This is a genomic window from Sphingobium sp. SA916, assembly GCF_002894065.1.
Taxonomy (GTDB): Bacteria; Pseudomonadota; Alphaproteobacteria; order Sphingomonadales; family Sphingomonadaceae; genus Sphingobium; species Sphingobium fuliginis.
The window spans coordinates 1-23,818 of record NZ_LXYF01000037.1 but is presented as its reverse complement, the minus strand read 5'-3'; the positions used below and the strand labels follow the sequence as shown (position 1 = coordinate 23,818).

21 protein-coding genes are annotated in these 23,818 nt (G+C 63.7%); 6 read left to right on the top strand and 15 right to left on the bottom strand.

Translation table 11 applies throughout. The features are described 5' to 3' along the window. Window positions 1-9 precede the first annotated feature (9 nt). Entirely contained in the window at window positions 10-1,296 is a 1,287-nt protein-coding gene (locus tag A8G00_RS11245) for a citrate synthase (protein WP_025549270.1), read from the top strand. Between the two features lie 206 nt (window positions 1,297-1,502). On the opposite strand, the gene A8G00_RS11240 is transcribed toward A8G00_RS11245, so the two are convergent. The 4 genes from A8G00_RS11240 to A8G00_RS11225 all read right to left on the bottom strand — a co-directional run bounded on the left by A8G00_RS11240 (window position 1,503) and on the right by A8G00_RS11225 (window position 5,576). Then, the gene (locus A8G00_RS11240; RefSeq protein ID WP_099186314.1) at window positions 1,503-2,885 is read right to left on the bottom strand and encodes a sensor histidine kinase KdpD; all 1,383 of its coding nucleotides are present in this window, start codon (window positions 2,883-2,885) and stop codon (window positions 1,503-1,505) included. Beyond that, window positions 2,885-3,982: a DUF2336 domain-containing protein gene (locus tag A8G00_RS11235; protein ID WP_103000728.1), complete on the bottom strand. Its 1,098-nt coding sequence runs from the start codon at window positions 3,980-3,982 to the stop codon at window positions 2,885-2,887. Before A8G00_RS11235 ends, A8G00_RS11240 begins: the two co-directional genes overlap by 1 nt. 46 nt (window positions 3,983-4,028) lie before the next feature. Next, window positions 4,029-5,195 carry a hypothetical protein gene (locus A8G00_RS11230; protein ID WP_044661818.1) on the bottom strand — a complete coding sequence of 389 codons (1,167 nt, stop codon included), beginning with the start codon at window positions 5,193-5,195 and terminating at the stop codon, window positions 4,029-4,031. Between the two features lie 78 nt (window positions 5,196-5,273). Next, window positions 5,274-5,576 (bottom strand): hypothetical protein, encoded by a 303-nt coding sequence (locus A8G00_RS11225; RefSeq protein ID WP_025549274.1) that lies wholly within the window; start codon window positions 5,574-5,576, stop codon window positions 5,274-5,276. An 80-nt stretch (window positions 5,577-5,656) separates the two neighbouring features. Here A8G00_RS11225 and A8G00_RS11220 point away from each other — a divergent pair, with 80 nt between their 5' ends. Continuing rightward, on the top strand, window positions 5,657-8,329 hold the full coding sequence (locus A8G00_RS11220) for a hypothetical protein (RefSeq protein WP_172451844.1): 2,673 nt from the start codon (window positions 5,657-5,659) through the stop codon (window positions 8,327-8,329). A 90-nt stretch (window positions 8,330-8,419) separates the two neighbouring features. On the opposite strand, the gene A8G00_RS11215 is transcribed toward A8G00_RS11220, so the two are convergent. The 3 genes from A8G00_RS11215 to A8G00_RS11205 all read right to left on the bottom strand — a co-directional run bounded on the left by A8G00_RS11215 (window position 8,420) and on the right by A8G00_RS11205 (window position 10,374). Next, complete coding sequence (locus A8G00_RS11215) at window positions 8,420-8,692, bottom strand: DUF4242 domain-containing protein (protein ID WP_099186316.1); 273 nt, start codon at window positions 8,690-8,692, stop codon at window positions 8,420-8,422. A 182-nt stretch (window positions 8,693-8,874) separates the two neighbouring features. Then, entirely contained in the window at window positions 8,875-9,600 is a 726-nt protein-coding gene (locus A8G00_RS11210) for an extensin family protein (protein ID WP_103000727.1), read from the bottom strand. A 3-nt stretch (window positions 9,601-9,603) separates the two neighbouring features. Further along, window positions 9,604-10,374, bottom strand: coding sequence for an NUDIX domain-containing protein (locus A8G00_RS11205; protein WP_253257975.1), 771 nt, complete (start codon window positions 10,372-10,374; stop codon window positions 9,604-9,606). Window positions 10,375-10,676: 302 nt separating this feature from the next. On the opposite strand from A8G00_RS11205, the gene A8G00_RS11200 reads away from it, so the two are divergent. Together A8G00_RS11200 and A8G00_RS25895 are read left to right on the top strand one after the other, a co-directional pair. Continuing rightward, entirely contained in the window at window positions 10,677-11,969 is a 1,293-nt protein-coding gene (locus tag A8G00_RS11200; RefSeq protein ID WP_103000726.1) for an integrase arm-type DNA-binding domain-containing protein, read from the top strand. Window positions 11,970-12,047: 78 nt separating this feature from the next. Further along, the gene (locus A8G00_RS25895) at window positions 12,048-12,434 is read left to right on the top strand and encodes a sigma factor-like helix-turn-helix DNA-binding protein (RefSeq protein WP_103000725.1); all 387 of its coding nucleotides are present in this window, start codon (window positions 12,048-12,050) and stop codon (window positions 12,432-12,434) included. A 25-nt stretch (window positions 12,435-12,459) separates the two neighbouring features. Here the strand turns inward: A8G00_RS25895 and A8G00_RS25890 are convergent, their stop codons facing one another. The 4 genes from A8G00_RS25890 to A8G00_RS11170 all read right to left on the bottom strand — a co-directional run bounded on the left by A8G00_RS25890 (window position 12,460) and on the right by A8G00_RS11170 (window position 18,618). Continuing rightward, on the bottom strand, window positions 12,460-12,930 hold the full coding sequence (locus A8G00_RS25890; RefSeq protein WP_367379451.1) for a helix-turn-helix domain-containing protein: 471 nt from the start codon (window positions 12,928-12,930) through the stop codon (window positions 12,460-12,462). 374 nt (window positions 12,931-13,304) lie between these two features. Further along, window positions 13,305-16,277: a MobF family relaxase gene (gene mobF, locus A8G00_RS11180; RefSeq protein ID WP_103000724.1), complete on the bottom strand. Its 2,973-nt coding sequence runs from the start codon at window positions 16,275-16,277 to the stop codon at window positions 13,305-13,307. Next, window positions 16,274-18,319: a type IV secretion system DNA-binding domain-containing protein gene (locus A8G00_RS11175; protein WP_103000723.1), complete on the bottom strand. Its 2,046-nt coding sequence runs from the start codon at window positions 18,317-18,319 to the stop codon at window positions 16,274-16,276. The genes mobF and A8G00_RS11175 overlap by 4 nt, the downstream gene beginning before the upstream one ends. After that, complete coding sequence (locus A8G00_RS11170) at window positions 18,316-18,618, bottom strand: hypothetical protein (RefSeq protein ID WP_103000722.1); 303 nt, start codon at window positions 18,616-18,618, stop codon at window positions 18,316-18,318. Before A8G00_RS11170 ends, A8G00_RS11175 begins: the two co-directional genes overlap by 4 nt. A 467-nt stretch (window positions 18,619-19,085) precedes the next feature. Here A8G00_RS11170 and A8G00_RS11165 point away from each other — a divergent pair, with 467 nt between their 5' ends. Next, on the top strand, window positions 19,086-19,331 hold the full coding sequence (locus A8G00_RS11165) for a hypothetical protein (protein ID WP_103000721.1): 246 nt from the start codon (window positions 19,086-19,088) through the stop codon (window positions 19,329-19,331). A gap of 219 nt (window positions 19,332-19,550) precedes the next feature. Here A8G00_RS11165 and A8G00_RS11160 read toward each other — a convergent pair whose 3' ends face one another. The 4 genes from A8G00_RS11160 to A8G00_RS11145 form a co-directional block, all read right to left on the bottom strand. Then, complete coding sequence (locus A8G00_RS11160; RefSeq protein WP_253257974.1) at window positions 19,551-20,489, bottom strand: DUF2493 domain-containing protein; 939 nt, start codon at window positions 20,487-20,489, stop codon at window positions 19,551-19,553. A 417-nt stretch (window positions 20,490-20,906) separates the two neighbouring features. After that, complete coding sequence (locus tag A8G00_RS11155; protein ID WP_103000719.1) at window positions 20,907-21,122, bottom strand: DUF6117 family protein; 216 nt, start codon at window positions 21,120-21,122, stop codon at window positions 20,907-20,909. Further along, complete coding sequence (locus A8G00_RS11150) at window positions 21,094-22,146, bottom strand: DUF2493 domain-containing protein (protein ID WP_103000718.1); 1,053 nt, start codon at window positions 22,144-22,146, stop codon at window positions 21,094-21,096. Before A8G00_RS11150 ends, A8G00_RS11155 begins: the two co-directional genes overlap by 29 nt. Window positions 22,147-22,241: 95 nt before the next feature. Continuing rightward, on the bottom strand, window positions 22,242-22,700 hold the full coding sequence (locus A8G00_RS11145) for a DUF736 domain-containing protein (protein ID WP_103000733.1): 459 nt from the start codon (window positions 22,698-22,700) through the stop codon (window positions 22,242-22,244). 467 nt (window positions 22,701-23,167) lie between these two features. On the opposite strand from A8G00_RS11145, the gene A8G00_RS11140 reads away from it, so the two are divergent. Continuing rightward, entirely contained in the window at window positions 23,168-23,557 is a 390-nt protein-coding gene (locus A8G00_RS11140) for a DUF4186 domain-containing protein (RefSeq protein WP_253257973.1), read from the top strand. Window positions 23,558-23,818 lie beyond the last annotated feature (261 nt).

Sequence of the window (23,818 nt, the reverse complement as noted above, 5' to 3'; positions counted from 1 at the left end):
GAGAATACCATGTCGGATAACAATGCCACTTTGAGCGTCGACGGCAACGCGAAAGACTATGCCATTCTGAACGGCACGGTCGGACCGCAGGTCATCGACGTTCGCAAGCTCTACGCCAACACCGGCATGTTTACCTACGACCCCGGCTTCACCTCGACCGCGAGCTGCGATTCGGGCCTGACCTATATCGACGGCGACGCCGGTGTGCTGCTGCATCGCGGCTATCCGATCGACCAGCTTGCCGAACAGTCGAGCTTCATGGAAGTGTCCTACCTCCTCCTCAACGGCGAACTGCCCTCGAAGAAGGAACTGGAGGATTTCACGCGCACCATCACGCGCCACACCATGGTGCATGAGCAGCTCACCACCTTCTACCGCGGTTTCCGCCGCGATGCCCACCCGATGGCGATCATGTGCGGCGTGGTCGGTGCGCTCTCGGCCTTCTATCACGACTCCACCGACATCAACGATCCGGAACAGCGCAAGATCGCCAGCCACCGCCTGATCGCCAAGATGCCGACGATCGCGGCGATGGCGTATAAATATTCGGTGGGCCAGCCCTTCGTCTATCCGCGCAACGACCTCAGCTACACCGCCAACTTCCTGAACATGACCTTCTCGGTCCCGGCGGAGGAATATGTCATCGATCCGGTCGTCGTCGACGCGATGGACAAGATCTTCACGCTGCACGCCGACCATGAGCAGAACGCGTCGACATCGACCGTGCGTCTGGCGGGTTCGTCCGGCGCCAACCCCTTCGCGTGCATCGCGGCGGGCATCGCCTGCCTCTGGGGTCCGGCGCATGGCGGCGCCAACGAAGCCGCGCTCAACATGCTGCGCGAAATCGGCACCGTCGACCGCATTCCGGAATATATCGCCCGCGCCAAGAACAAGGACGATCCGTTCCGCCTGATGGGCTTCGGCCATCGCGTCTACAAAAATTACGATCCGCGCGCGACCGTGATGCAGAAGACCGCGAAGGACGTCCTGGCGAAGCTGGGTGTCGACGATCCGATCTTCGACGTGGCGAAGGAACTGGAGCAGATCGCGCTTCACGATCCTTATTTCATCGAAAAGAAGCTCTATCCGAATGTCGACTTCTATTCGGGCGTGATCCTCTCGGCCATCGGTTTCCCGACCGAGATGTTCACCGTGCTCTTTGCCCTTGCCCGCACCGTCGGCTGGGTCGCGCAGTGGAACGAAATGATCTCCGACCCTGCGCAGAAGATCGGCCGTCCGCGCCAGCTCTACACCGGCCCGGCGCAGCGCGATTATGTCCCCGTCGACAAGCGCTAGTCTGCACCGGCAATAAGGCAGGGAAGCGGCGTCCGTTTGGACGCCGCTTTTGTTTTGGCGGGGAGTTGGCCGTTTGCTGACAGGGAGCGCCCCATGATCCCGCACAGGCGGGAACCCGGTCCCGGCTTCAAGGGATCATTGCCCCGTCTGATCCGTGCTCCTCCTTGGCAGGAGTACGGTTTACCCAGACCGAATATCGATGTCCGCTATACGCTCAAAGCCGGCAGCAGCAGCGTGAACCGCGCCCCGCCTTCGGGCGCGTCGTCGATACGGATGTCGCCGCCCATGGCGCGCGCCAGACGCCGCGAAATGTAGAGGCCAAGGCCGCTGCCGCCCGCGTCGCTGCGGCCCAGTCGCTCGAACTTGTCGAAGATGCGTTCCCTGCTGTCGGCGGCTATGCCATCGCCCTGGTCCAGCACCGCGATCCAGGCCTCGCCGTCCGACCGGCCTGTCTCTATCCGAACGGCAGACCCTTCGGGCGCATAGCGCACGGCATTGCCGACAAGGTTCATCAGGATCTGCAAGGCGCGGCGAAATTCACCGATGGCCGGTTCCGCGACCGTCAGCGCAGGGGCGAGGATGCTGATCCCCCGATCCTGCGCCTTTACGAGGAACAGCCCGGCGGCCCGCCGCCCGACATCGGCCAGGTCGATCTCTTCCGCGGTCACGCTGAAATCCGGCCGGTCGATCGCTTGCAGGTCCGCCAGATCGTCGATCAGCGCCATCAGATGACGCCCCGCCGCCGAAATGTCGCTGGCATAGCCCAGATAGTCCGGCCGCAACGGCCCCTCCAATTGCGCGCCGATCGAATCCGCATTGGCGATGATCCGCCCCAAAGGCCGTCGCAAAGATCGGTCCAGCCTCTTTCCGAACTCGGCGGGATAGAATGGCAGCGGTTCCGGCGTGGCGAGCGGCGCCGTCACCGCGCGGTCGACGGGCAAAGCCTTGCCGCGATAACCCACCAACTGGCCCGCGAGATCGAACATCGGAAAGCCCGACAGCATGAAACGCTGCGCCGGATCGCTCGTCAATCCCGCCACCTGATCGCGAAAGGCGCGCCGCTGCGCGAAGCCGCGCAGGATCGCCAGGTCGCCTTCGGCATCCGGGCGCAATTCGAAATAGCTCGTGAAGCGGCTGCCCGGCAAAGGCGGGGCGGATGGCAATGCGCCCTCGCCGCCCAACCCCTCATGCACCATCTGGAAGCGCAACTGGGTATCGATCTGCCACGTCCAGCCGTCGGACAGGGCAGCGATGTCGGTCTCTCGCCGCGCCAGATCCAGCGGCGCCGCGACCGCCTGCCGCTCATGCCAGTCGATGATGGAAAGCTGCACCCGTTCGGCCTCGGGCTTGGCGCGCACCCACATGTCGATGTCACCACGCTCCGCCGCGGCCACGACCGGGCGGGACAGGGCAATGCCCAGATGCGCCGCCAGCCGCGCCATCGCCGCCAATTGCGGGACCGCCAGCGCGCTGCCGAGATCGCCGCCCGCCTCCTGCTGAAGGGCCAGCACGGGTGCATCCGCACTCAGCAGCCGGCCATCCGCAGCAACCGTCGCCCGGATGATGGCGGGATGCGCGGGCATGTTCATCAACCGGCGATCCGCCGCAGATGATCCAGCTTGGCCCGCAGCGCCGCAGGCGCGCGCAGGGCGCCCACCGTCGCGTCGGCCTGCGTTACGCTCAATTCCTGATAGCGCATGGCTTCCCCGACGATGGTCGCATCGGACAAGGAAGGCCGCACCGGCCGCAATGCCAGCAACAATTGCCGGTAGTCGCTGTCCGATCCCCCGAGCGCCCGGCATAGAGCGGCAACCTGCCCCACCGGACCCATGACCAGTATGTCCGCGACCTGCGCGCTCTCCATCCGCAACCGGCGCCCGGCGAGCGCGGCGAACAGCAGGAAATGCCTGTGCTGCAACGCGGCGGCCATCAATTCGGGCGCATCGGCGCGCTCGCCCAATTGACGGACCAGCCTGTCCGCCGCCGCGATGGGGCCCTGCGCCTCGTCATGCCGGATCAGTTGGCGTTGCGCCGCGGCTTCGACCAGCGGCACCACCGCTTCCGCTTCGATCAGGCCGCTCCGCTGGATGATCGCTGCCAGGCAGGCGGCCGCCGTCCACAGCAGTTCCGCAAAGAAGCCGGCCGGCAGATCGGGCTGCATCGGCTGATCCTCCGCCGCGGTCATCAGCCAGCGCCCTTCCGCCAGCATCAGCGCGGCAAGCGCTTCGCCCAAGGCGGGATCGTCGGCGGGAAAGAGCGACTCCGCCTCCGATTCGCTGCCCGAACCGCCATCGGGCCCGCCGAACTGGCGCAGCATCAGGCTGATCCCGCCCCGCATCTGCATATGGGCGAGCAGCGCCGGCCCCAACAGGGTCGGCTGCGCGCGCAGCGTCGGCCAGCAAACGGGTTGCGGCCATTGCGCCAACGCCGCCGCGATTTCCGGCCTATCCTCCAGCGCCAGGCGCAATCCGATCTCTATTGCGGTCAGGCATCCGCCAAGATGCCGCCGGGTCTCCGCCACCAGAGCGTCGTGCCGCTCCCGCCCGTCGTCCGGAAAGAAAAACGCCAGATCAATGGCATGGCCGACAGGCACGGCGGACATGCCCGCCATGACTTGCGCCATCGGCCAGCAGTCCGCCCGGGTCGGTCCGATCAGGGACGAAAAGACGCTCATGCCGGCCAGCATAATGGCACGTCGTTAAAATGCACTAAACCGTAACGAGCAAAATCGCTCAATTCCGGCGGAGCAGGATCATCGTTCCAAGCGACCCGATGGCGCACAGCGTCGTCAGGTCGAACATCGGCCCCAGCGCCCCGGCCAGCGACGCCAGCAACAGGGGAATGAGCGCGCTGGCGGGCGTGAAGATCATCCACGGCCGCAACGGCCCGGTTTTCTGCCAGCGATCCGCCATCTGGATGATCGCCAGCATCAGCGCCAGATAGGCCGCCGTCGTTCCTCCGCCCGCGAGCGCGATCCCGCCAAGCGCGAAGGCCGGCGCGATAAAGGCCATCCAGCCCATGGGCAACGGCCGCAGCGCCATCTCGTCCAGCCGATCCGCGGTTTCCGCCAGCAACAGCGACAGCAGCAGCAGGCAGAAGCCCGTCCCTGTCCACAGCAGTTCGATCGGCACCAGCGCAATCGCACCCAGCGCCATGGCGGCGATCCGCACCTGCAGCGCCGGAACCTGCATGCGCATCAGCGCCGGGCTGATCAACCGGGCGGCCGGGCCCAGCAGATATTGTTCGGCCGCGCCCCTGACGCGCCGAAGCCGCGGCCCGCCGGAAAGCACCGCCTGAGCGGCCAGGTCCGCCTGCTCCTGCGTCTCCACCAGCGCGACGCGCCCTTCCATCAGGTCGTCCTGCGGCACGGTGATCCGGCGTGCGCCGGCCTGCACCGCGCCCCGCACCAGGGTCAGCGCCAGATCCCAGTCCCCGATCATGTCGAGCGTGTTGAACAGCAGGTCCGGACTGACCCGGACCAGGCCGGCCCAGCGCTGTCCGGCATCGATCCGTTCGAACGGCGCGCTGGCCCTGCTGTCGTCCGCCACCAGCAGCGCATCGCCCTGCTGAGCGGCCATCGCCTCGAAATAACCCTGTCCGATGATCGCCCCATCCGCGACGAGCAGCGTGTCCGCGTCGCGGGGCGCATCGCGCACCATCGACACCATGTCGCGGACCAGCGCGACGGCGATGCCGTCCGCCGACAGCCGGTCGACGGCCTGCGACAAAGCGGGCGTGATGACGCTGACCAGGATCATCACCCGGTCGGCGCCCGCGCGCACCGCCTGCCGCGCCTGATATTCGACCAGCGTCTGCCCGGCGAAATGCAGGCTGGCGCGCAGCGACCCGGCCGAATCGCCACCGGCCCGGCTCGCGCTGAGAATAGCCGCAAAAGTCATGCGTGTTGAAACCGACCCGATCGTTGTTCAGCCCACCTTGTTACAAGGCGGAGGCAATCACGCAAGCAGCCTCACGCCTCAACGCTGCGCAAGATCGTCAAGCGCGGCACGCAAGCGCCGCAATATGCGTGGGTCGCCCGGCGCCGCGTCGGCCGCTTCATCGGCCATCGCCATCAGGCCGGTGAGGCCGAAACTGGCCGCCAGCCCCTTCAGCCGCCAGGCGGCAAGCTGCCAGTTCGCATCGCATCGCGACCGCCCCAGCAGATCGACCTGCCGCTCCGCGCTTTCCATGAAGGCGACGCGCAGATCCTCGATCAACGGTCTGTCGTCACCGACAGCGGCGGCAAGAGCGGCATTCAGGGCGCCTGGATCATAGGACATGGGGTCAACGCTATCTGGCTTGCGTTAAGTTTTGGTAACAGGGCATTTTCGTGCGCGCAAAAGCTGCTAGGATAGGACGCATGAATGGGGGCAGCACAATCGTCGAATTCTGGCGGGACAAGGACGCAGCGACCGATGATACGGCGCAGGCAGACGACGCCTTGCTTTTGAAACAGGCCGTTCTTGACCTGGAGGATGAGGGCGTGCCTGCGGAAAGCGGCGAGCATGGGATGCGCGCCGCGACATGGGCATTCCCCGCCGCCGGCCTTGGATGGATCGGCTTTGCCGGTTGGGCGACGCTGTCCTCCGGACAATGGCGCGCCGGGCCCGCGGCGTGGCCGGGGCTGGTCGCGACCATCCTGGTCCCGCTCATCCTGCTCGGCGTCTGTTATCTGCTGCTGCTGCGGAACAGCCGTAGCGAAGCCCGCCGCTATCTCGACACCGCCCGCGCGCTCAGGACCGAGGCGGAACTGCTGGAGCTGCGCGTCGCCCGAATCGCCGGCCAGTTGGAAACCGCACGCCAGAGCATGCAGGATCAGGCGGAACTGCTCGACAGCTATGGCGCCGCCGCCAGCAGCAATATGGAGGCGTCGGCCGAACTGATCGCAAGCCGCGCCAACAGCACCGCCGAACGCGCCGAGTCCGCCGAGCGCGCCGGGCTGGCGCTCGTCCAGCGGATGGAAGCGCTGGTCGCCTCCATCCCGGAGCTGGAGGATCGCGCGACGCGCATGTCCGCGCAGATCATCGACAATGGCCACGCCCTGTCGGAACGCATCGACATGTTGGAGGCTCGGCTGCATGCATTGGGCGAGTTGTCGGACGATGCCCGCAGCCGCACGCTTTCGGCAACCAAGAGCCTTTCGAGCCAGCTTATCGAGCTTCAGGAAGCCACGCGCTCGGCCACGCAGGAAGTGACCGGCATGGCCGATGTCGCTTCGGGCCGGATCGAGGCGACGACCCTGAGCGCGCGCAAGGCGATGGAGGAGAGCTGGCTCGACATCGAGCAGAAGTCGATCGTGCTGACCGGCCTTACCGATCGAACCAAGTCGGAAATAGCAGAGACCACCCAGTCGGTCATCGCCCTGCTGACGCAGGAATTGAACCGCGTCGAGATCGACGTGCTGCACCGTCTGGAAACCACCCATGGGCGCGCGCAGGAAACCATGGCGGCGGTCGACGCCAATCTGACCGCGCAGGCCGCGTCGCTGAAGGCGCTGATCGAGGGTGCGCAGGCCGGCATTGCCGCCACCAGCCAATCCGCCCTCTCCACCCTGGCGCGCGACGCCGAAACCGTGGAGGCCGAACTGCGCCGGCGGGTGGAAGCGGCGATTGCGCAGACCCATGAAGGCATCAGGCTGACCGACGACGGCATCGCCCGCCATGGCGCGGCGCTGGAGGCGCTCATCGCCCGGTCGCGCGACAGCATCGCCGCCATCGGGGATGAGACCGTCACCAGTATAGCGGATCATGTGGGCGAGATCGAAAACCGCCTGCACCAGATCAACGATCTGGTCGAAGGCCAGCGCACGCTTGTATCGGGCCTGCAAAGCAGCCTGGACGATGCGGTCGATTCCGCGCAGTCGCGCTTTGCGGCGATGGAACAGTCAGCCCTCGCCCGCAATGAGCGGTTGACCGAAGCGCTGTCGCGCCTGACCGCCGAGACGCAGCGCATCGATGCCGCCCTGGGGGCTGGCGGCCTGACCGCCGAAAAGCTGATCGGCAGTGCGGAAACGCTGATGGTCGCGCTTGATTCCAGCGTGCGCGAACTCGACGAAACCTTTCCTGCCGCGCTACAGCGCTTCAACGGCCGGATCGAGACCAGCCGCACCCTGCTCGACAGCGCCGCGCCGGAGATCGAACGGCTGGAGGCCATTTCGGAGGCGTTGCTCGGGCGCACGCAGGAGGCCGAGGAATTGCTGCGCGGCCAGGGACGCCGCCTGACCGAATGGCTGGAAAGCACGCAAAGCGGCGTCGATGCCAATCGCGAACTGGTGGAGAAGCTGCGCAGCGCGCTCGACAACGCGCATCAGGACGCGACGCGCATCACCGAAGGCGCGGGACCGCTGCTCGTCACCGCCCTGCTCCGCGTCAAGGATACCGCCGATCAGGCGGCCGAACGCGCCCGCCAGGCGCTCAGCCGCGCCATTCCCGAAGCGGCGGAGGCGCTTGCCGACGCCAGCGAGCAGGCGATGCAGCGCGCCATCGACGAAAAGGTCACGGCCCAGATCGAAATGGTCGCCAGGGTGGCGGAGGAAGCGGTGAAGGCCGCGCATCAGGCATCCGACCGCCTGACCCGCCAGTTGCTGACCATCGCGGACACCAGCGCCAGCGTGGAAGCGCGAATTGAGGAAGCCGAGCGCGCCGCCGAGGACCGCGACCGCGACCATTTCGCCCGACGGTCGGCGCTGATCATCGAATCGCTCAACAGCACGGCGATCGACGTATCGAAGATACTCTCCAACGATGTCACGGACTCGGCCTGGTCAGCCTATCTGAAGGGCGATCGCGGCGTCTTCACCCGCCGCGCGGTCAAGCTGCTGGACGCGGGCGAATCCCGCGAAATCGCCCTGCATTACGACAATGATCCTGAATTTCAGGAGCATGTGAACCGCTATATCCACGATTTCGAATCGATGCTGCGGATCATCCTGTCGGCCCGCGACGGCAATGCGCTGGGCGTTGCGATCCTTTCATCGGACATGGGCAAGCTCTATGTCGCGCTGGCGCAGGCGATCGAAAGACTGCGGCAATAGGTCGTCGAAGCCTGGCGATAATTCTGCCATCGCCCGCTGCCGTCAAAAAGCATGCGCGCCTCGCAGCGGACCCCGTCGCCCCGGACAAGTTCAGTCCGCTGTCGTCGGATCGATCGTCGCGCGTATCTGGGCGATGCTGTTGGCCGGGAATCCCGCCATTTCCGCATGCCGGCGGATCAATTCCTCGCTGGGCGCACGATAGACGCAATAGATCTTGTCGTCGGTGACATAGCTGTGAACCCATTGAATATCCGGGCCCAGCTGACGCAGCACATTGCAGGAGCCCTGCGACGCGCCCTTGAGCTGCTCGCCCGATAATTGGCCGACGCCGGGCATGTCCCGTTCGATCACGAATTGCGGCATGATGTCCTCCCCTGTCTGACAGGCGCATGGATCATAGACCCTTCATGCTCCCTGTTCGAGGGCGATATTGGCTAGAGCGCGCTGCGTTAAATCGTGCGCAGGCCACGCGCTCTAAGCTTTTGTTGTCGCATCGTTTTAAACGCAAAACCGGTTCCCACTTTTGCGCACGATGCTCTAGGCCCTCATCGGCAGGCCCGCCCGCCCCAGGCGCCGCGTTCCGCCTGATCGAGATGCAGATGATCGCGATGTGCGGCATTATAGTCGGGCGAAAGGACGGTCGAAAACAACCCGCAGGCGCCGTCACGAACCTCATGCAGAAAATCCGCGTCCTTTCCCCCTCCCTTCCAGTCTGCCGCAACGCCGATCCGGTGTCCGTCCGTCAGGATGAAACCGGCCACATCAATGGCGTCGGCCGTGGCATGCTCGCTGAAATCCCCTGCGCTGCGTCCATAGAGGCGGCGGCAGCTATAAGCGCCGAAATGCGTGACCTTCCGAACCGCGCGGCCGAAGTGACGCTGGGCGGCGGGCTGGACCACCTGCCATTCCCAGAGCTTGAGCGCCGCCGCAACCGGACAGGATGGCGCGACCGCCGCCGGTTCCCATGCGATGGCGTCCTTGACCGGAGTCAGCCGCACGGCGTCGGCATGGGCGCACTGGCCCTCGCCCCCCGGCTTCATGCGGGAATAGGCAACGCCCGCCCGATCCAGCAGGGCGCGGCACTCGGCAGGACGGCCGGTCAGCGAGGCAAGCTTGCGGCCGGTGAAGAGGCCGATCGGCTGGGATAGATCAAGCCGAGTCCAGGGGATATTCTGGGGCCGGCGGCTGACATAGGCATAGCCGATCAGGCAAAGGCTCAGAACCGCCGCGACATGGACAAGGCGGCGCAGGAAGAGGTGGATTCGGCGCATGCCTCAAGCACGCCGGACCGTCCCCATTGGTTCCGACGTCACCGGATAACCGAGATGATCGGGAATGCAGAGATGCGGTTCCCCATTTCTCTCCTCGAACCAGGGCGTCACCTTCTCGACCGGGATCGACAGGGCATGCGCCGCCAGATCATCGAAGCGGCCGAATTGGGCGAGCCGCTCCAGATTGCGCCGCGTCGGAAAGATGATCTGCCCCTCGCCCCGGTCGCATCGGGCCAGCGTTTCCGCTGCGCTGCTCCAGAACAGTTGCACATTTTCGGTGGCATCGACGCTCGCGGCCTGTCCTTCCGGCGCCTCAGCGATGTAGAAGCGGGTATCGAACACCCGTTGCGCCTGCTCCAGGCGCGCGGGGTGCCAGCGGGCAAAGGGCAGCAGCCGGTCCAGCGCGATTTCCAGCCCATGATCGCTGAGGATGTCGCCAAGCCCGGCCCCTGCCCCCAGCGCCTGCCGCATGGCCGCGATCCGATCGGCCGCCAGCGGCGATGTGAAGGCAATGGCGAGACCGCTTTCCTCCAGCGTCTCCCGAATGGCGGCGATCCGCGCCGCCGCCTCGTCCAGAGGCAGGCCACCAGCGATCTTCGCTGCAAGAGCATGATCGCCCGCATCCACCGCGCCACCGGGAAAGACCAGCGCGCCCGCGGCGAAGGCCATGCTGGACGCCCGTTCCATCATCAGGATTTCCGCGGCGGCATCCGCGCGGTCGCGCAGGATGACCACCGTCGCAGCGGCGCGGCCTTCGGAAAGCATATCTGTCATGAAACCGCCATAGGCATCGAAATCGCCGGCGGTAAAGTCCCTTCCGGTCAATCCCGGAAGGGATTGGTGGAGCCGAGGTCGTTCCAATTAGACCTTTTAAGCCGCTGAAATACCTAGAGAAATCTTGCCGAAAGCCCTTGATTTTGTTATATAAAATCAAGGCCATTTGTTCAGAAACGTTTAATTCCGTTCAAATCTGTTCGCACAGATACGCGCTGAAAATTGGCCCCAATTTAGGTCCCGGATGGGGCTCAAATATTTGGCCCAAATTAGGCCTTGGCTATGTGTGAGGCAGATTAAGAATGAGCAGGTCGATACACAAACTAAAAGCGCGACGGCTGGAGACGCTCAGCACGCCAGGTTGGTATGGTGATGGAGGTGGCCTCTGGCTCCGGATCAAGACCAACGGCTCCAAAAGCTGGAAGTTCATTTGGAACCGCGACAAGGTGCGACGTGAGATGGGCCTGGGCTCCTACGCTGCCTATACGCTCGACGACGCCAGAGAGATGGCGGCAGCGGCCAGAAATTTGCTGAAAGAGGGACATGATCCCATCGAGCTGCGCCAGACGGAAAAGGAAGAGGAAAAAGTCGAGCGCGAAAAAGCGAAGCAGGAGGCGCGGCCAGTGGCTGGCCCCCCAACGTTTCTTGATTACGCCAAGAAATATATTGCCGCCCATGAGGGCGGTTGGTCCAACGCGAAGCATATCTGGCAGTGGACCAACTCGCTGGAGAAGCACGCAAAGGGGATTCGCGACATCCCGGTTGATAAGATCTCCCCACAGGATGTCGCGGAAGCGCTGAAACCCAGTTGGACGACGTTCGCTGAAACTGCCGGTCGGGTCAGAGGGCGAATAGAAAACGTTCTCGACGCTGCCAAGGCGGAGGGGCACATTCAAAGCCCTTGGGAAAACCCGGCAAGATGGAAGGGCAACCTCCAATTTCTACTGCCAAAGCGGAAGCGCCTCGTTACCGGGCACCATGCAGCGATCCCGTATGAGGATATGCCAGAGTTCTTCGAAGCCCTGCAAAAGAGGGAAGCCCCGACAGCCCGCGCCCTCGAAATGACAGTCCTTTGCGCGACGCGGACCAGTGAAACCTTGCTTGCTCGCTGGCGCGAGGTAGACCTGGATCGCCGCATTTGGACCATCCCGGCTGAGCGGATGAAGATGCGGATCGAGCACCGGGTACCCTTGTCGCCCGCAGCAATCGCAGTGCTCAAGGCGGTTGCAACCGGAAAGCCCTGCAAGCCCAACGACTATATTTTTCCCGGTCAGAGGCCCGATAGCCCTTTGTCGCAAATGGCGATGCCATTGCTTATGCGACGGATGAATCTCGGGCAGTTCACTGTTCATGGCATGCGCAGTAGCTTTCGCGATTATATGGGCGATGAGACCGATCATGCGGAAACCGTCATTGAGCATGCATTAGCGCATCAGGTGGGAAGCTCAGTCACCCGCGCGTACCGCAGAAAGGATGCCTTCGAAAAGCGGAAGTCGGTCATGGCCGATTGGGCCGACTATCTTCAGGGAAGATCACAAAATCTCGCGGAGAGCGGGCAACATGCTGACGCGCAAAGCCTAGATGAGGTAGCCTGATGCGGTCCAGAGCTTCCACCGGCCCGGCTAGGAATTTTCCAACATTTTAGATAGGTTATCTGCCTTCTGGAGGTTTGCATGACAGATGTGGAGGCCCGGCGCGCATTCGTTCTGACCCGACGAAAGTGTGGCGTAAGCTTCAGAGAAATCGGCCGAGAGCTCGGGATTTCCCCGAGTCGCGCTTCCCAGCTCCACGCTGCGGCGTTGGAAGCTCTCGAGCGCATACCGCCCGATGTCTACGTGACATCGGAGACACCCCTCTGCGAGCTTCCCCTGAATTGGCAGACTCGCCAAATTCTGGCCCAGGAGCCAAGCCTTACGGTCGGCCAATATCTGGCTATCGATGAACCCGACAGGCCTTCCCATATCTTGCGCCTCTTCCGATTTGGGCGACGCCACCTCAATGAGTTGGAGGCATTTCTCAAATCAGACGCCGCCCTTATGGCACGGGCGCCTTTGGGATAGCCACGCGATTCGGGGTTTTGACTTTTCATCTCGACCCTGAGGGGCCACCGTTCGCGTATCGTTCAACAAATGCTTCAAGGCTGGTCATCGTAATGAGCACCGATCCGTCCAGCTTTATTGTCCTTAGCTCCCCGCGTTTGATCAGCGTGTAGATTTTTGTGCGTCCGACCCCGAGCATCTGCGCTGCCACCATGATCCTGACGCAGAACGGTTGCATTACCGCCTTTCCCTCGAACAGGGCCACCTCGATCGGCACCTCAATGGGCGGCGGCTTCTTCGGCAAGATCCTATTCCGCGAAGCGCGACGCATCAGCATGTTGATCGCGCGATCCTGATTCCCCTGATTGCCATTATCAGTTCCCGACATGACGATCGCCCTCCAGGAAGGTGGAAGAGCCAAACCGCCTGACCAGTTTCGCCGCAACCAGGCCAGCATAGCGTCGTTGCCGCCAGTCGGTTGGGCTATGATAGGCACCCACAGCTTTCCAATAATCATGCGTCTCCGATAGCGCAGACAGGAATATCCATCGCGCCGCCTGGACATTGAAGCAGGGCTCATGCGTGAGCCAAGCACGGACCTGTCCCGGTGGTCGATCGATTATCGCCGCCAGTTTGGGGACCCACCAGCTATTTATCTGAAGCGGCCCCAGATCGTGGCTCCCGTCGCTATTGGCGATTTCCGCGCCGATCCAACCGCTCTCCTGATCTCTCAACCCCCAAAGCGTTCGCTCAAGCCAGGGCCGACCATTGGCGGCTTGCCGAATGCACTGCCCAACCCTGTTCTCATGATCCGGCGGGAGGTTAGGCCGAGCAAAGGCAGGCTGAATGACACAACAAAGAAGGATGAACGGAGCGCGGAATCCGATTCGATCAGCGATCATGGCCGCCTCCCCGATTTTGACCGTCATCATGAGTTGGCGTGGGCGCTTGAGGCTCGCGACCTGATGGTTCCCGGGAAGGCTCGCGCTCCGTGGTGCTTCGCCCCCGATCAATAAGGGCCACGAGCCATTGATCGAGAGTGCGGGCCGCCGATTGCGCTCTTGTGGCGAGGAGGCCGGCAAGGCCCGTCGGTCGCTGATTGGCGCGATTCGCACGCGCCGCCGCCATCTCTGCCCTGCGATTCTCGCGGTCGAGACGCTGCTGCTCGCGGAGCCTCTCCAACCGCTCGCCATGCTGGCGAGTCCGGCCTCTGACGCTGCTCCGATCGATCCGTCCAAGCCCCTCCAGCGAAGAGGTCTTCTCCCCCGACTTCTGGGTCAGCTTCTCCGCAAGCCGGCCCGGATCCTCGGTCCAGAGCTTCACGCCGAATCGGGCGCGCGTGATGGCGGTGTAATAATTCTGGCCGGTGACCAGCGGCGAGTTGACCGGCGCCAGCACATAAACCCGATCATAAGTCTTGGACTGGGCTGCATAGATTGTCTCGGCATAGCCATGGTCCCAGGTCCGGTGCTGGGACAGGTCTACCTGAAGCACCTGGCCGTCCCGGTCCCAGCGAATCGCGGCGATGGTCCCATCCAGACGTTCGACCGTTCCCCGTTCGGCATTCTTCATGCCGAGTTCATGGTTCACCAGCCGCCACTGTATCCGGTCGCCGGCGGAGAGTTCGCGGTCCTCTTCCTTGAAAACGTTGATCTGGGACGCGCGCCCGAGCCTTGGATCCCACTGAATCGTCCGACCGTTCTCGTCGACCAAACTGACCTTCTGCCGACCACGCGAATCGCGCATGAGGCCGGTCACGCGATATTCCGCGTCACGCGCGATCCCCAGACCCGCATTGTCGCGGGCGAAGGTGACCACCTGCCCGCGTGTATAAAAACGAGCGAACTGTTTCTCCTGGTTGGTCATGCCCGAGGGCGCCAGGATCGACAGGCGAGCGTCCTCGGCGGCAACGGCCCCTTCCCTCTTGAGCGCCTCGCGGACCTTCGTGTTGACGATGAGGCGGGTCGCGTTTTCGAGGACGAGAATGTTCGTATGCCCCCGGCTTTCGGCACTGAGCCGGGTCCACTCACCCACCAGGCTCGCGGCAAGCATCTCGCTCGATTCGCCGCTCGTGATCTTGTCGAGATGCCCGATGGATTCCCCATAATTGCCGAGGCGCGCCTGGGTCACCGCCGCGCGCATGGTCCGGTTCTGCTGCCGGATCGACTCGGTGAGCTCAACCTTGGGCAGGCCCAACTTCTGCATCAACCAGAAGGGCTTGCCCTGCTCGATCGCCCCGGTCTGGAGATTGTCGCCCAGAAGAATGAGTCGAGCCCCCGTGAGGCGACTGATCTCCAGAAGGCGAATCGCCTGCCGGTTACCGAGCTGTCCGGCCTCGTCGATCACGAGCGTGTGCCGATCATCCAATCCCCGCCCGCCGCCTGCAAGCAGGCTCGCGACCGTACGCGATTCAATCTCCGCCTTCTTGCCTAGCTCATCGGCGGCCGATGATGTGGGAGCGGCGGCAATCAGGATTGCCGTTGGATCTGCGGCTTCGCGCAGAGCGCCGACCAGCGTCGACTTGCCCGCCCCGGCGACCCCGTGCACGCCGATCACGCGATCGGCACTGGTCCCGAGATGAAGCAGCGCCTCCCGCTGCCCGGCATTGAGGCCGGCTGACCTGGCCTCCTCGATCAAGCGCTCGGCCGATGCGAGCGGCCTCGAATCGCCAAGAGCGAGGGCAAGCTGATCCGAGAGGGCCAATTCCAACCGTGCCGCACGCCTGGTCGTTCGACCTCGGGTGAGAACTTCATCCCCCGTTGGATGCCGCGTCGCGAGGAGTTTCCACCGGGCCTCATGATCCTCGGCCAAGGGGCGCAAATCGCGCAACCGGACCTCGCCGACATGAGATGCGAGGGCGACCTGGAGCAAGCGTCCGAGATTATTGACCGCCTCCTTCCCCTCGGATTGCCGAATCCCGAAAAGCATGGAGCGAGCCGCCAGTTGGGACGCAACTTCGACGGCGCGTTCCCCAACTTGTTCCGCTGCGCTCCGCGTCTCGCTGACCGCCTGTTCATGCTGGCCGAGACGCATATGCCACTGACCATGAAGCGTTTCGAGCGAGACCTTCTCCTTGGCGCCCCGAGTCGCGTAGAAGGACACGCGGCGTGCAGCCTGTCCGGTGAGGCCATGCTCCCTGGCATGGGCTTCGATCTGTTCAGAGCGCCGCGACATGTCCGCGATCAGGTCACGGGGAACGCCGCGGATTTCAAACAGCCCCTTGCGCGGATCAAACTCGACCTCATAGCCGCGCTCGCGCAGCAGATGGGCAAGCTCGTTCCGGTAGATCTGCCCCGCTACCATCTGCTCGGCGTACATCGCCCGTGTTTCGAGGCTGAGGAAGCGCTCCGCATTCCCGTCATTGGTGATGTTCATCACCACCACATGGGTGTGGAGATGCGGATCAAGTTCGCGCGAGGCGTGCTCGGTAAAACGCGCGAAGATGAGCCTTCCGGTCGTGCGCTCGGTGATCTCGCCGTCGATTCGTTGGCGAGTCGCGGCATGCTCCTCAATCCAGGAAAGCGCGACACCAACGGCCCGTTCATGGGCTTCTATGATTCGCTCATCCCCGCCGACGAGCGCCATGACCGATACCGATTTTGGAGCATTTACGGCGAAGTCCCATCCGGGATGGTGCTGGATTTCGCCGCCTTCGCGTCGGCGCCCGAGTTGCTGTCCCCCGACTTTACCTTGCAGCAGTTGCGCGAAGATAGCGCTGTCGACCTTGCCCTCGAGGCCGAGATCCTGGGCAATCGCTCCGCCCCATTCGCTATGTTCGCTGTCACCCTTCGTATAATAGTCGCCGACCGTATAGTAGCGGGCGATATTGGCGGCGGTGCCCTTGAGGCGGCGTGGATGGATCATGCCGGCCTCGCCGAATTGCGGGTGCCATGGTGACGGCCGTGCTGACGGAGCCGAAACCCGGCCGGCTTACCGAACAGTTCCAGTTGCGGTGCCGCTTCAGACCTACCCGCAGGGGTGTTCCTCTCGCCGGGATCACCACCTTCCGAAGGGGTGATGTCTCCCATCGCTGCGCCAGTCGATGGGACAGGCGGCAGGGGCCGCTCCGCCTCGTCCCGCGCGATTCGGGGCTTACGAGATTTGGGTTTCGGGGCGGCCGGTCGAGGCGGCGGCGGCGGTACAGGCGGTGATTGCGGCGGCGTGACCGATTCGCCCTCAAGCCTGATGGCGGGCGCCACGCGCTCCTCGAAAGCCGCACTGACCGAGGCGACCTTGTTGAACCTGTCCTCGAACCGGACGACGGGGAGACTACGGCCGAATCGGAGATATCCGGCGAGATTGGGAAGGTTGGTCACCTCCGTGTGCATCACCAACGGCCGGGTTACCTGCATGCGCGAAAGGTTCACGCCGTCGCGCATATCGTTGACGCCGTAGGACATGCCCTCATTGGCTTCGATCTGCTCGACCTGCCCCAGATTCTCACTGACATGCTTGGCCGTCGGGGTGTCGTTGGCGCGCAGCGCAACCCAGGTCGAACAATAACCGGTGATCGCGGCGGCATCCTGGATGCCATAGGTGGCTTCAAGCTGCGGATAGCTCTGAAAGCCGAGAATGCCGCACCCGCCATATTTCCGGGCACGGGCCAGAAAGTCGGAGAGCGACGGCAGTTTCTGGAGCGTCGGAAGCTCGTCGATGACGCAATATAGCCGACGGTTTCGGTCCGGCGTCATGCTCATGATGGCGCTGATGGCGATATCGAGCCACACGGTTATGAGGGGCCGCAGCGAGGGAAGTTGGTCCGCCTTCACGGTGATGAAGAGCCAGCTGTCGTCCGTGTCATGGGCGACCCAGTCGCGGATCGACAGCCCGTCCGCGGTATCGTCTAGATAGGAGAAGCTGCGCATCACCGAGGCCAGTTCTGCCTGGACACCCGCCGAGGTTCGCTCCCCTTCCGGGCTGATGAAGGCAGCTGCCTCCGTCCCGCTCACATAAGTCGCAAGGTCCTTGAGCTTCGAGCGCAACAGTATGTCGAGAAGCACCGAGATGAGGGGCCGTTCTTCCCGGGCAAGCTTGCGCAGGACGGCGACGAGAGTTCCCCTCGCAGCCTTGGCCCAGAAGGGATCGCCCGTCTTTTCGGGGATCGTAGATTCCGCGATCTGGTCATAATGATAGTCGCGCGGCACATCGACCCAGGGAGACCAGCAGTCCGTCCGAGCGTCGAGCGGATTGAGGAGAACGTCGATCCCGGGCCGGTAGAATTTCTCCACGAAGGTGCCGGCGGTGTCATAGACGATCGCCCGCCGCTTCCGCTGCCGGATGCCGTCGAGCATCTTGACGATGATGTTGGTCTTCCCGGTTCCGGGGGCACCGCAAAGTAGAATATGTTCCGGTTCGAAGGCATCGGGAACATTGACCCCGCCGATTTCGAAGCTGCCCTTGGCATGCCGCCAGAGTGCGCGCCGGACCTGGCGGACAGTGCCGAATCGGGCACCGCGCAAGAACTGGTTGGAGCCGAGGCCCTTCCCGGTCCGAGTGAAATAGAACCAGGCCCAGAACAGCACCATGAGGGTGAAGGCACCGGAGATGAGCGCCCCGTGGATGAGGTAGGACTCAAAAGCCGCTAGCGTCTTGTGGGCGATACCCGACTCAACGAGCGCCTTGGGGCTGGTCCAATATTGGCGCCCCTCTGGTGTCCCGAAAAGAATGGGGGTGACATTGCCCGGTATGGCGTCCCCCATGATTGTTGCCTGCCCCACCTTGAACAGGACGAACCGCTCATAGGAGGATGACACCTCGCAGGCGTACCAGATGATACCGCCGATCCAGATCACCAGCCCGGCCAGGAAGGTCTGGTAGAAGACCTGCGTGGTCATCCGAACATTGTGGACGATGGCCTGCCCGCCCCTCGTCCAGGAGCCAAGCGTGTCGTGCCGGAAGATACTCATGGCCGGTCCTGCCCGACATCGAGCAGCCCCCTTTCACGGAGGAGACGGCGGGCTTCGGTCAGCCCTTTCTGGAGCAGTTCGGGGGAGCGCTCACCGACCGAGGTGGCGAGGATCGCGAAGGCCTGGATCGCGGTCGCATGGAGTTCGTCGAAGCGGGCATGATAGCCGCTCGGGTCGACGCCTTCGAACCGATCCAATATGTCGCGGCAATAGGTTGCCGTGCCGACGCCACTGCCCCGCGCCTGACTGGCGAGGCGCGCGAAGAGGTCGTCATCTACTCTTATGGTAATTCGTGCCACGCGCCGGACTCCTGATCCGACACGCGAAAACGTGATGAAGCGCCATCTTTATAGCACAATTATGCTGCAAACTCAATAGCTTATGAAAACTGCCAGTGGCAGCCAGAAAGTGCCAAGCCAGATCAGCGACTTAACCTTTCATTCCGCGCCCGGTGGCAGCCGCCGGCTGCCGAGCTGTGCCAAAATGGCCGCCAGATTGTGCCAGCGGAAACCCGCGCAAATGCTGGAAATTCACGCCCGCAGCACCCGTGCGTACGGTGCATTACAAAACGCCCCTGGCGTGCGTCCCCTCTTCGCAGAGCCTTGTGCTCTGCGCTGCCTCGTGCCGGGAGGCGCGGGGCACCCCCGAAGGGGGTTTCCTAACTTCTGCCGGCGGCACGCCGGCCATATCATATCCTTGCATCGCAGCGACCTTTCGAGGAAAATACAGGATGGCGGGCAATCTTCCTCATTGTGAAGGATGATCCATGCCCAAGATGACTGATCGCGAGCGGCTCGCCAAAATCGACAGTGAGCAGAAGAGGCTCGCTCAGGAGGCCGAGACAGTGCGCCGGGCGCTCCGCGCGCAATATGTGGCTTTGACTGGCGACATACCCGTCGAGCAACTGTCCGAGCGCGAGTTCAAGGACGTTCTTGCCCATGCGATCCGGGTTGGCGGCGCCGCTGCCGTGACCGCGCTAAAGGCACTACCGACGGCAGCTCCCTCGACTTGACTCTCGCCGGCACGGCGACCTTGCAGCGAGCACGGCGAAGCCGCGCGCAGCTGGCCAGGGTCAGCCTGGCTGACCCTGCATCGTCGCGTAACGGGCGCGGGCGGAGGGCGCTTGCGGCCTCTGTCCGGGTCCCTGAACGCGACGACCTTTCCCCTCGCTCGAAAAAAGAGGCGGCGGAGCTGCATGCTCCACCGCCTCCATTGCCTTTTGCAGCCTTTCCTATCGTGCGACGCGCGCCTGATGTTGATCGGCCAGGGCGAAGAAATGCGCGGGAACGCCGAGCCTCCGCACCTCGCGCGCCAGATGGCTTTGTAGCCCCGATCCCTGGCACACCACCGCCTCTACCGGACGCAGCCTCAGCAGCTGTTCATTGCGCGCGAACCCCGCCCGTTTCCCGAGTTTCCGGTCGAGGCTGAAGGGAATGAGATGACAGCCGCTGCGCGCTGCCCATGCCGCCGCGACCGCATCGCAGCCCTTGTCCTGGGCGGTCGTCGCGAGTATCATCGTGGGCACCCGCGCCCGGATGCTGTCCAGCGTCGCGAAGAGGAGCCGATGATCCTCCCAGACCTGTCCACCCGAAAAGATCACGACCGGCCCCTGGGGCGCATGCGCATCGATCTGCCGCTTGCGCCGGGCCGCCAGGAAGTCGGTCGCCGCCACCACCGATGCGGTCCGCTTGGAGGAAACCAGCGAGGCGCGCGGGGCTGACCAGGGCCGTCCCGTCTCGGCGTGATAGGTCTTTGCGGCATAGTCCCGCATGCATGCCAGCGCATCCTGGGTTTCGTCGAGTGACTGGCAGAGCAGCTGTGCTTCTTCCAACTCGACGCTGCCAATCTCGCTCCCGTCATTCTGTTCCATGAGCCGACGGACCGCCATCGCCGCCTTATCCGCTTCCCCCTCGATCTGGCCGGCGACCTTGTGGAAGCTGTGTACGATCCCCCACGCGATCCGGTCGGCCATGGCCTCCAGCCGGGTGTCGCGCAGGACGTCGAAGATGGTCGTGACCAGCAACTCGGTGGCGAGGGCGACCACCTCGCCATCGGGCATCGGCGCACTCGTTACGTCGTCTCCGGGGGTGATGCGGTAGCTCTCGGTCGTCTCGACAAAGGCGTTGGCGAAACGATCCAGGGTTGCGTCGCGGTCGGTCGTGTAAAGCATCGGAACCTCCTTCATTCTCTCTTCAAGAGGTCTCCTCTTCCACACGGGCTTGCCTCGGCGGGGTCAAGGATCGTGGCGCAGCCACGACCGCGAAGCGGCGATGGGGGTCACGATTTTTTCTCGCGCGCGCGGAGGTGGCGAAGGCGTGCTAACACCCGCCCGCGAGAAAAAATGGTGGGGCCCCGTCGTCCTTGAGGCTGCCGGGGTTCCCCGTGTAAACTTATCCCGCTTGTTGAGAGAAGAAGAGAGGCAGCCTCCATGGGGGCTCGATGCCCCCATGGAGGCTGGGTCCAGGCGCAGCGTCCGCCCAACAGGCCCATAACGGACAGTGCGCCCTCTCCCATCGGATAAAAAAAAGGGACCGGCAGCCGGGGGGCTACCGATCCCTGGGAGGATATTGGTTTCGCGCCTGCTCCGTCAGATCGGCGGGACATAGGCGTCATAGGGATTGCCTTCGACCAGATGACCGAAGGGGGTCATCACATATTCCGATCCAGCCCGGCCGACGGCACAGATCACGAAGCGCGGTTCACCCGTCTGCCCATCCTGGCATTCCATGAGGGCGAGATTGCCGTCCCCCGCCGCGCGCAGGAGGGTCTGGAAATTAGTGCGCAGATACTCGGGAATAGCCATAGGCCGCCTCCCTCAGATTGCTTGCCTGACCGCGTTGCCGCGCCAGCACCGGCGTGTCGGCTGCCTGGTCCCCCCGGTGGAAGGCGTGGATCGGAACAGCGGCCTCCCGCAGCAACTGGTAGAGGTTCGCCTGGACCCCCGACCCCTCACAGAGCAGCGCCTCGACGGGGTTCAGTTCGAGAATTTTCCTGTTCCGCTTGAAGGCGGTTTTCCGCCCCGAGCCGTACAGGCCGTAGACCACGACCGGGACGCCAATTTCTGTCCGTGCCGCCCAAGCCGCCGCGATTTGATCGACGCCTCGCCTCTGTCCGGTTGTGATGAGGGTCATGTGCGGGATACGCGCTTTGATGAGATCGAGCCGATCCCAGATGAGCTTCCAGTCGTGCCAGTCGGCAGGCCCGGTCACGACCACGATCGGCCCCTGCGGCATGTGCTTCTCGCGCGTGGCAAGGGTACGTGCACGCAGAAAGTCGAGGGCCGCGATCTGGCTGGCGCTCGATGCGGTTGACGCCTTAGTGCCGCGGGCGGGCGACCAGGGCCATCCCGACAAGGCGCGATACATTTCGGCGGCATAATCGCGCATGCACTCGATCGCATGGCGCTGCTCGGCGACTGACTGGCAGAGGAGCTGCTTCTCCTCCAGGGACGTCGTGTAGACTTCGCTGACGTCCGGTTCACGGGCCAGTTCACCGACCTCCTGGCCAAGTCGGTCCTCTTGCCGTTCGAGCTTCCCGGAAACGAAATGGAAGCTGTTAACGATACCCCAGGCGATTTCCGGCGCCAGCGCCTCAAGGCGGGTATCCGAAAACAGGTCGAAGATGGCGGCGACGATCCCGCCGCATTCCGCCTGCGCGGCGATGGGTTCGGGCATGTCATATTCCCCCGATTCCTCGCCCGGCGAGACGATCGACAGGCCGAGCGGGTCGCCAAAGGCTGCCTGGAATTCAGGGGTGGCGGTCATCTCGGCATAAAGGGTGGGCAGATCGGCAAAGCGATCGATGCTGCTGCGCGGGGCACTGGCCATGGCGCGGTCCTTTCACAGTTGAAGGAAGGAAATTGGACGCAAAAAGGCCGGGAAAGCGGATGCTCTCCCGGCCCATATTTGGCTTCGCTGGGTTCTCAGTAGGGAACCTCGTCGTCGAGATCATTCCTACCCATCAGCGAGCCATCGGCGCCGGCGGTGCTTTCACCGAAGCCGGTTTGCCCACTCTCGTCATAGGAACGCTGCGACGTTCCGAAGCCACCGTTGAACTCCGCACGCAGCGTCTCACGGCGCCAGGCGATGGTATAGCCGCCCTCGTCAGTCGGGAAGAGCGCGACGGGGAGTGGCTCGGGCAGGCCCGGATCGTCAACCGAACCGGCAAGGAAGGCTTCCCCGGTCTTTTTCGAGGCAGCTTCCCAGAGCGCGCCGATCTGGACCCAGCGGCGGGCGACATTGAGCGTGAGGATTTCGTACAGCGGCGCGCGATCGCTCGTGCTTTCGACCTTGCGTAGACCAATGCGCGGCAGGTCGATGGTGCGCGTGGCGATCGAACCCGTCAGACGACCGTTCACATTCTGAATTTCACCGATATTCATGACTTCAACTCCTTGGATGATGCCGCTCTCGACCATTCGAATGCGACACCCTCCAAAATCCTCCTCCACTCTGGTCCCTGCCCGCACCTCACACGCGGCTCTCTCATAAGGGCACGCCCTCACCGACCTCGCTCCCTTCCGCCCCGCGAGAGAGCGCGGAATGGGTGATCGACGGGTCGATACTTGCTGCAAGCGCTGAAATCGAAGGCACGGCGCCATGCGGCGCACCGGCGGGCGATTGCCGGTGCCGCGTTTTCAAAGGGTGAACCAGCCAGGGGTGGAGCCAGGTAACATCAGCCCGGTAGAGGGATAGGGCGTCGATCAGTCCGGTGTGCCGGTGAGGACGATAGCCCATGCGGTCAAGGATGAGTTAAACGGCTGATCGATCCGGCGCTCCGCGCGGTAAGCGCGGGGCGCCTCCCGTCGGGCACAATCAGAAAAGTGCAGCCCGTTGCATCGATAACAAGATGCAAGATCGTGGCGACGCCCTATATGGCATCGCCATGGACGATCTCACCCCGATCTTCGCGCGCCTTGCCCGATCGGCATTCCGATCGCGTTTCCGTTTGAACGCGAAGGAACAGGCCTATCTGACTGACCGGGGCATCGAGACGATCCTTGCCCATGCGGAAGACTTCATCGCCCAGCGGCTGGCGCCGGCCTTGCCGCTCAATGACGGCAAACAGACGCCGATGCGCGGACATCCGGTATTCGTCGCCCAGCATGCAACGGCGACCTGCTGCCGAAGCTGCCTCTCCAAATGGCATGGGATCACCGCCGGTCAAAGGCTGAGCGTCCAGGACCAGCGCTATATCGTGGCGGTCATCCGGCATTGGCTAGGCGATCGCCATCCGTGACGGAAAAATGGCCCGATCATCGCTGGGATGACCGGGCCAGAAAGAAGCCTCATAGGCACAGGCCACGAGCCTTCGGGTCGCAAAGACAATATATGCCTCGACGCCGTCTCTGTCATACCTTGTTAGGGGGATCGGACCAGATTGAACGAACTCGCTGACGCTCGACTGGCGCCTTGGGGCTGGCGGGAATGACCCCCTGGTGGGAGGATTTGGTTGCTGAAGACCAACCCCTCACCAGGAGTTCATCCCATGACAGATGTC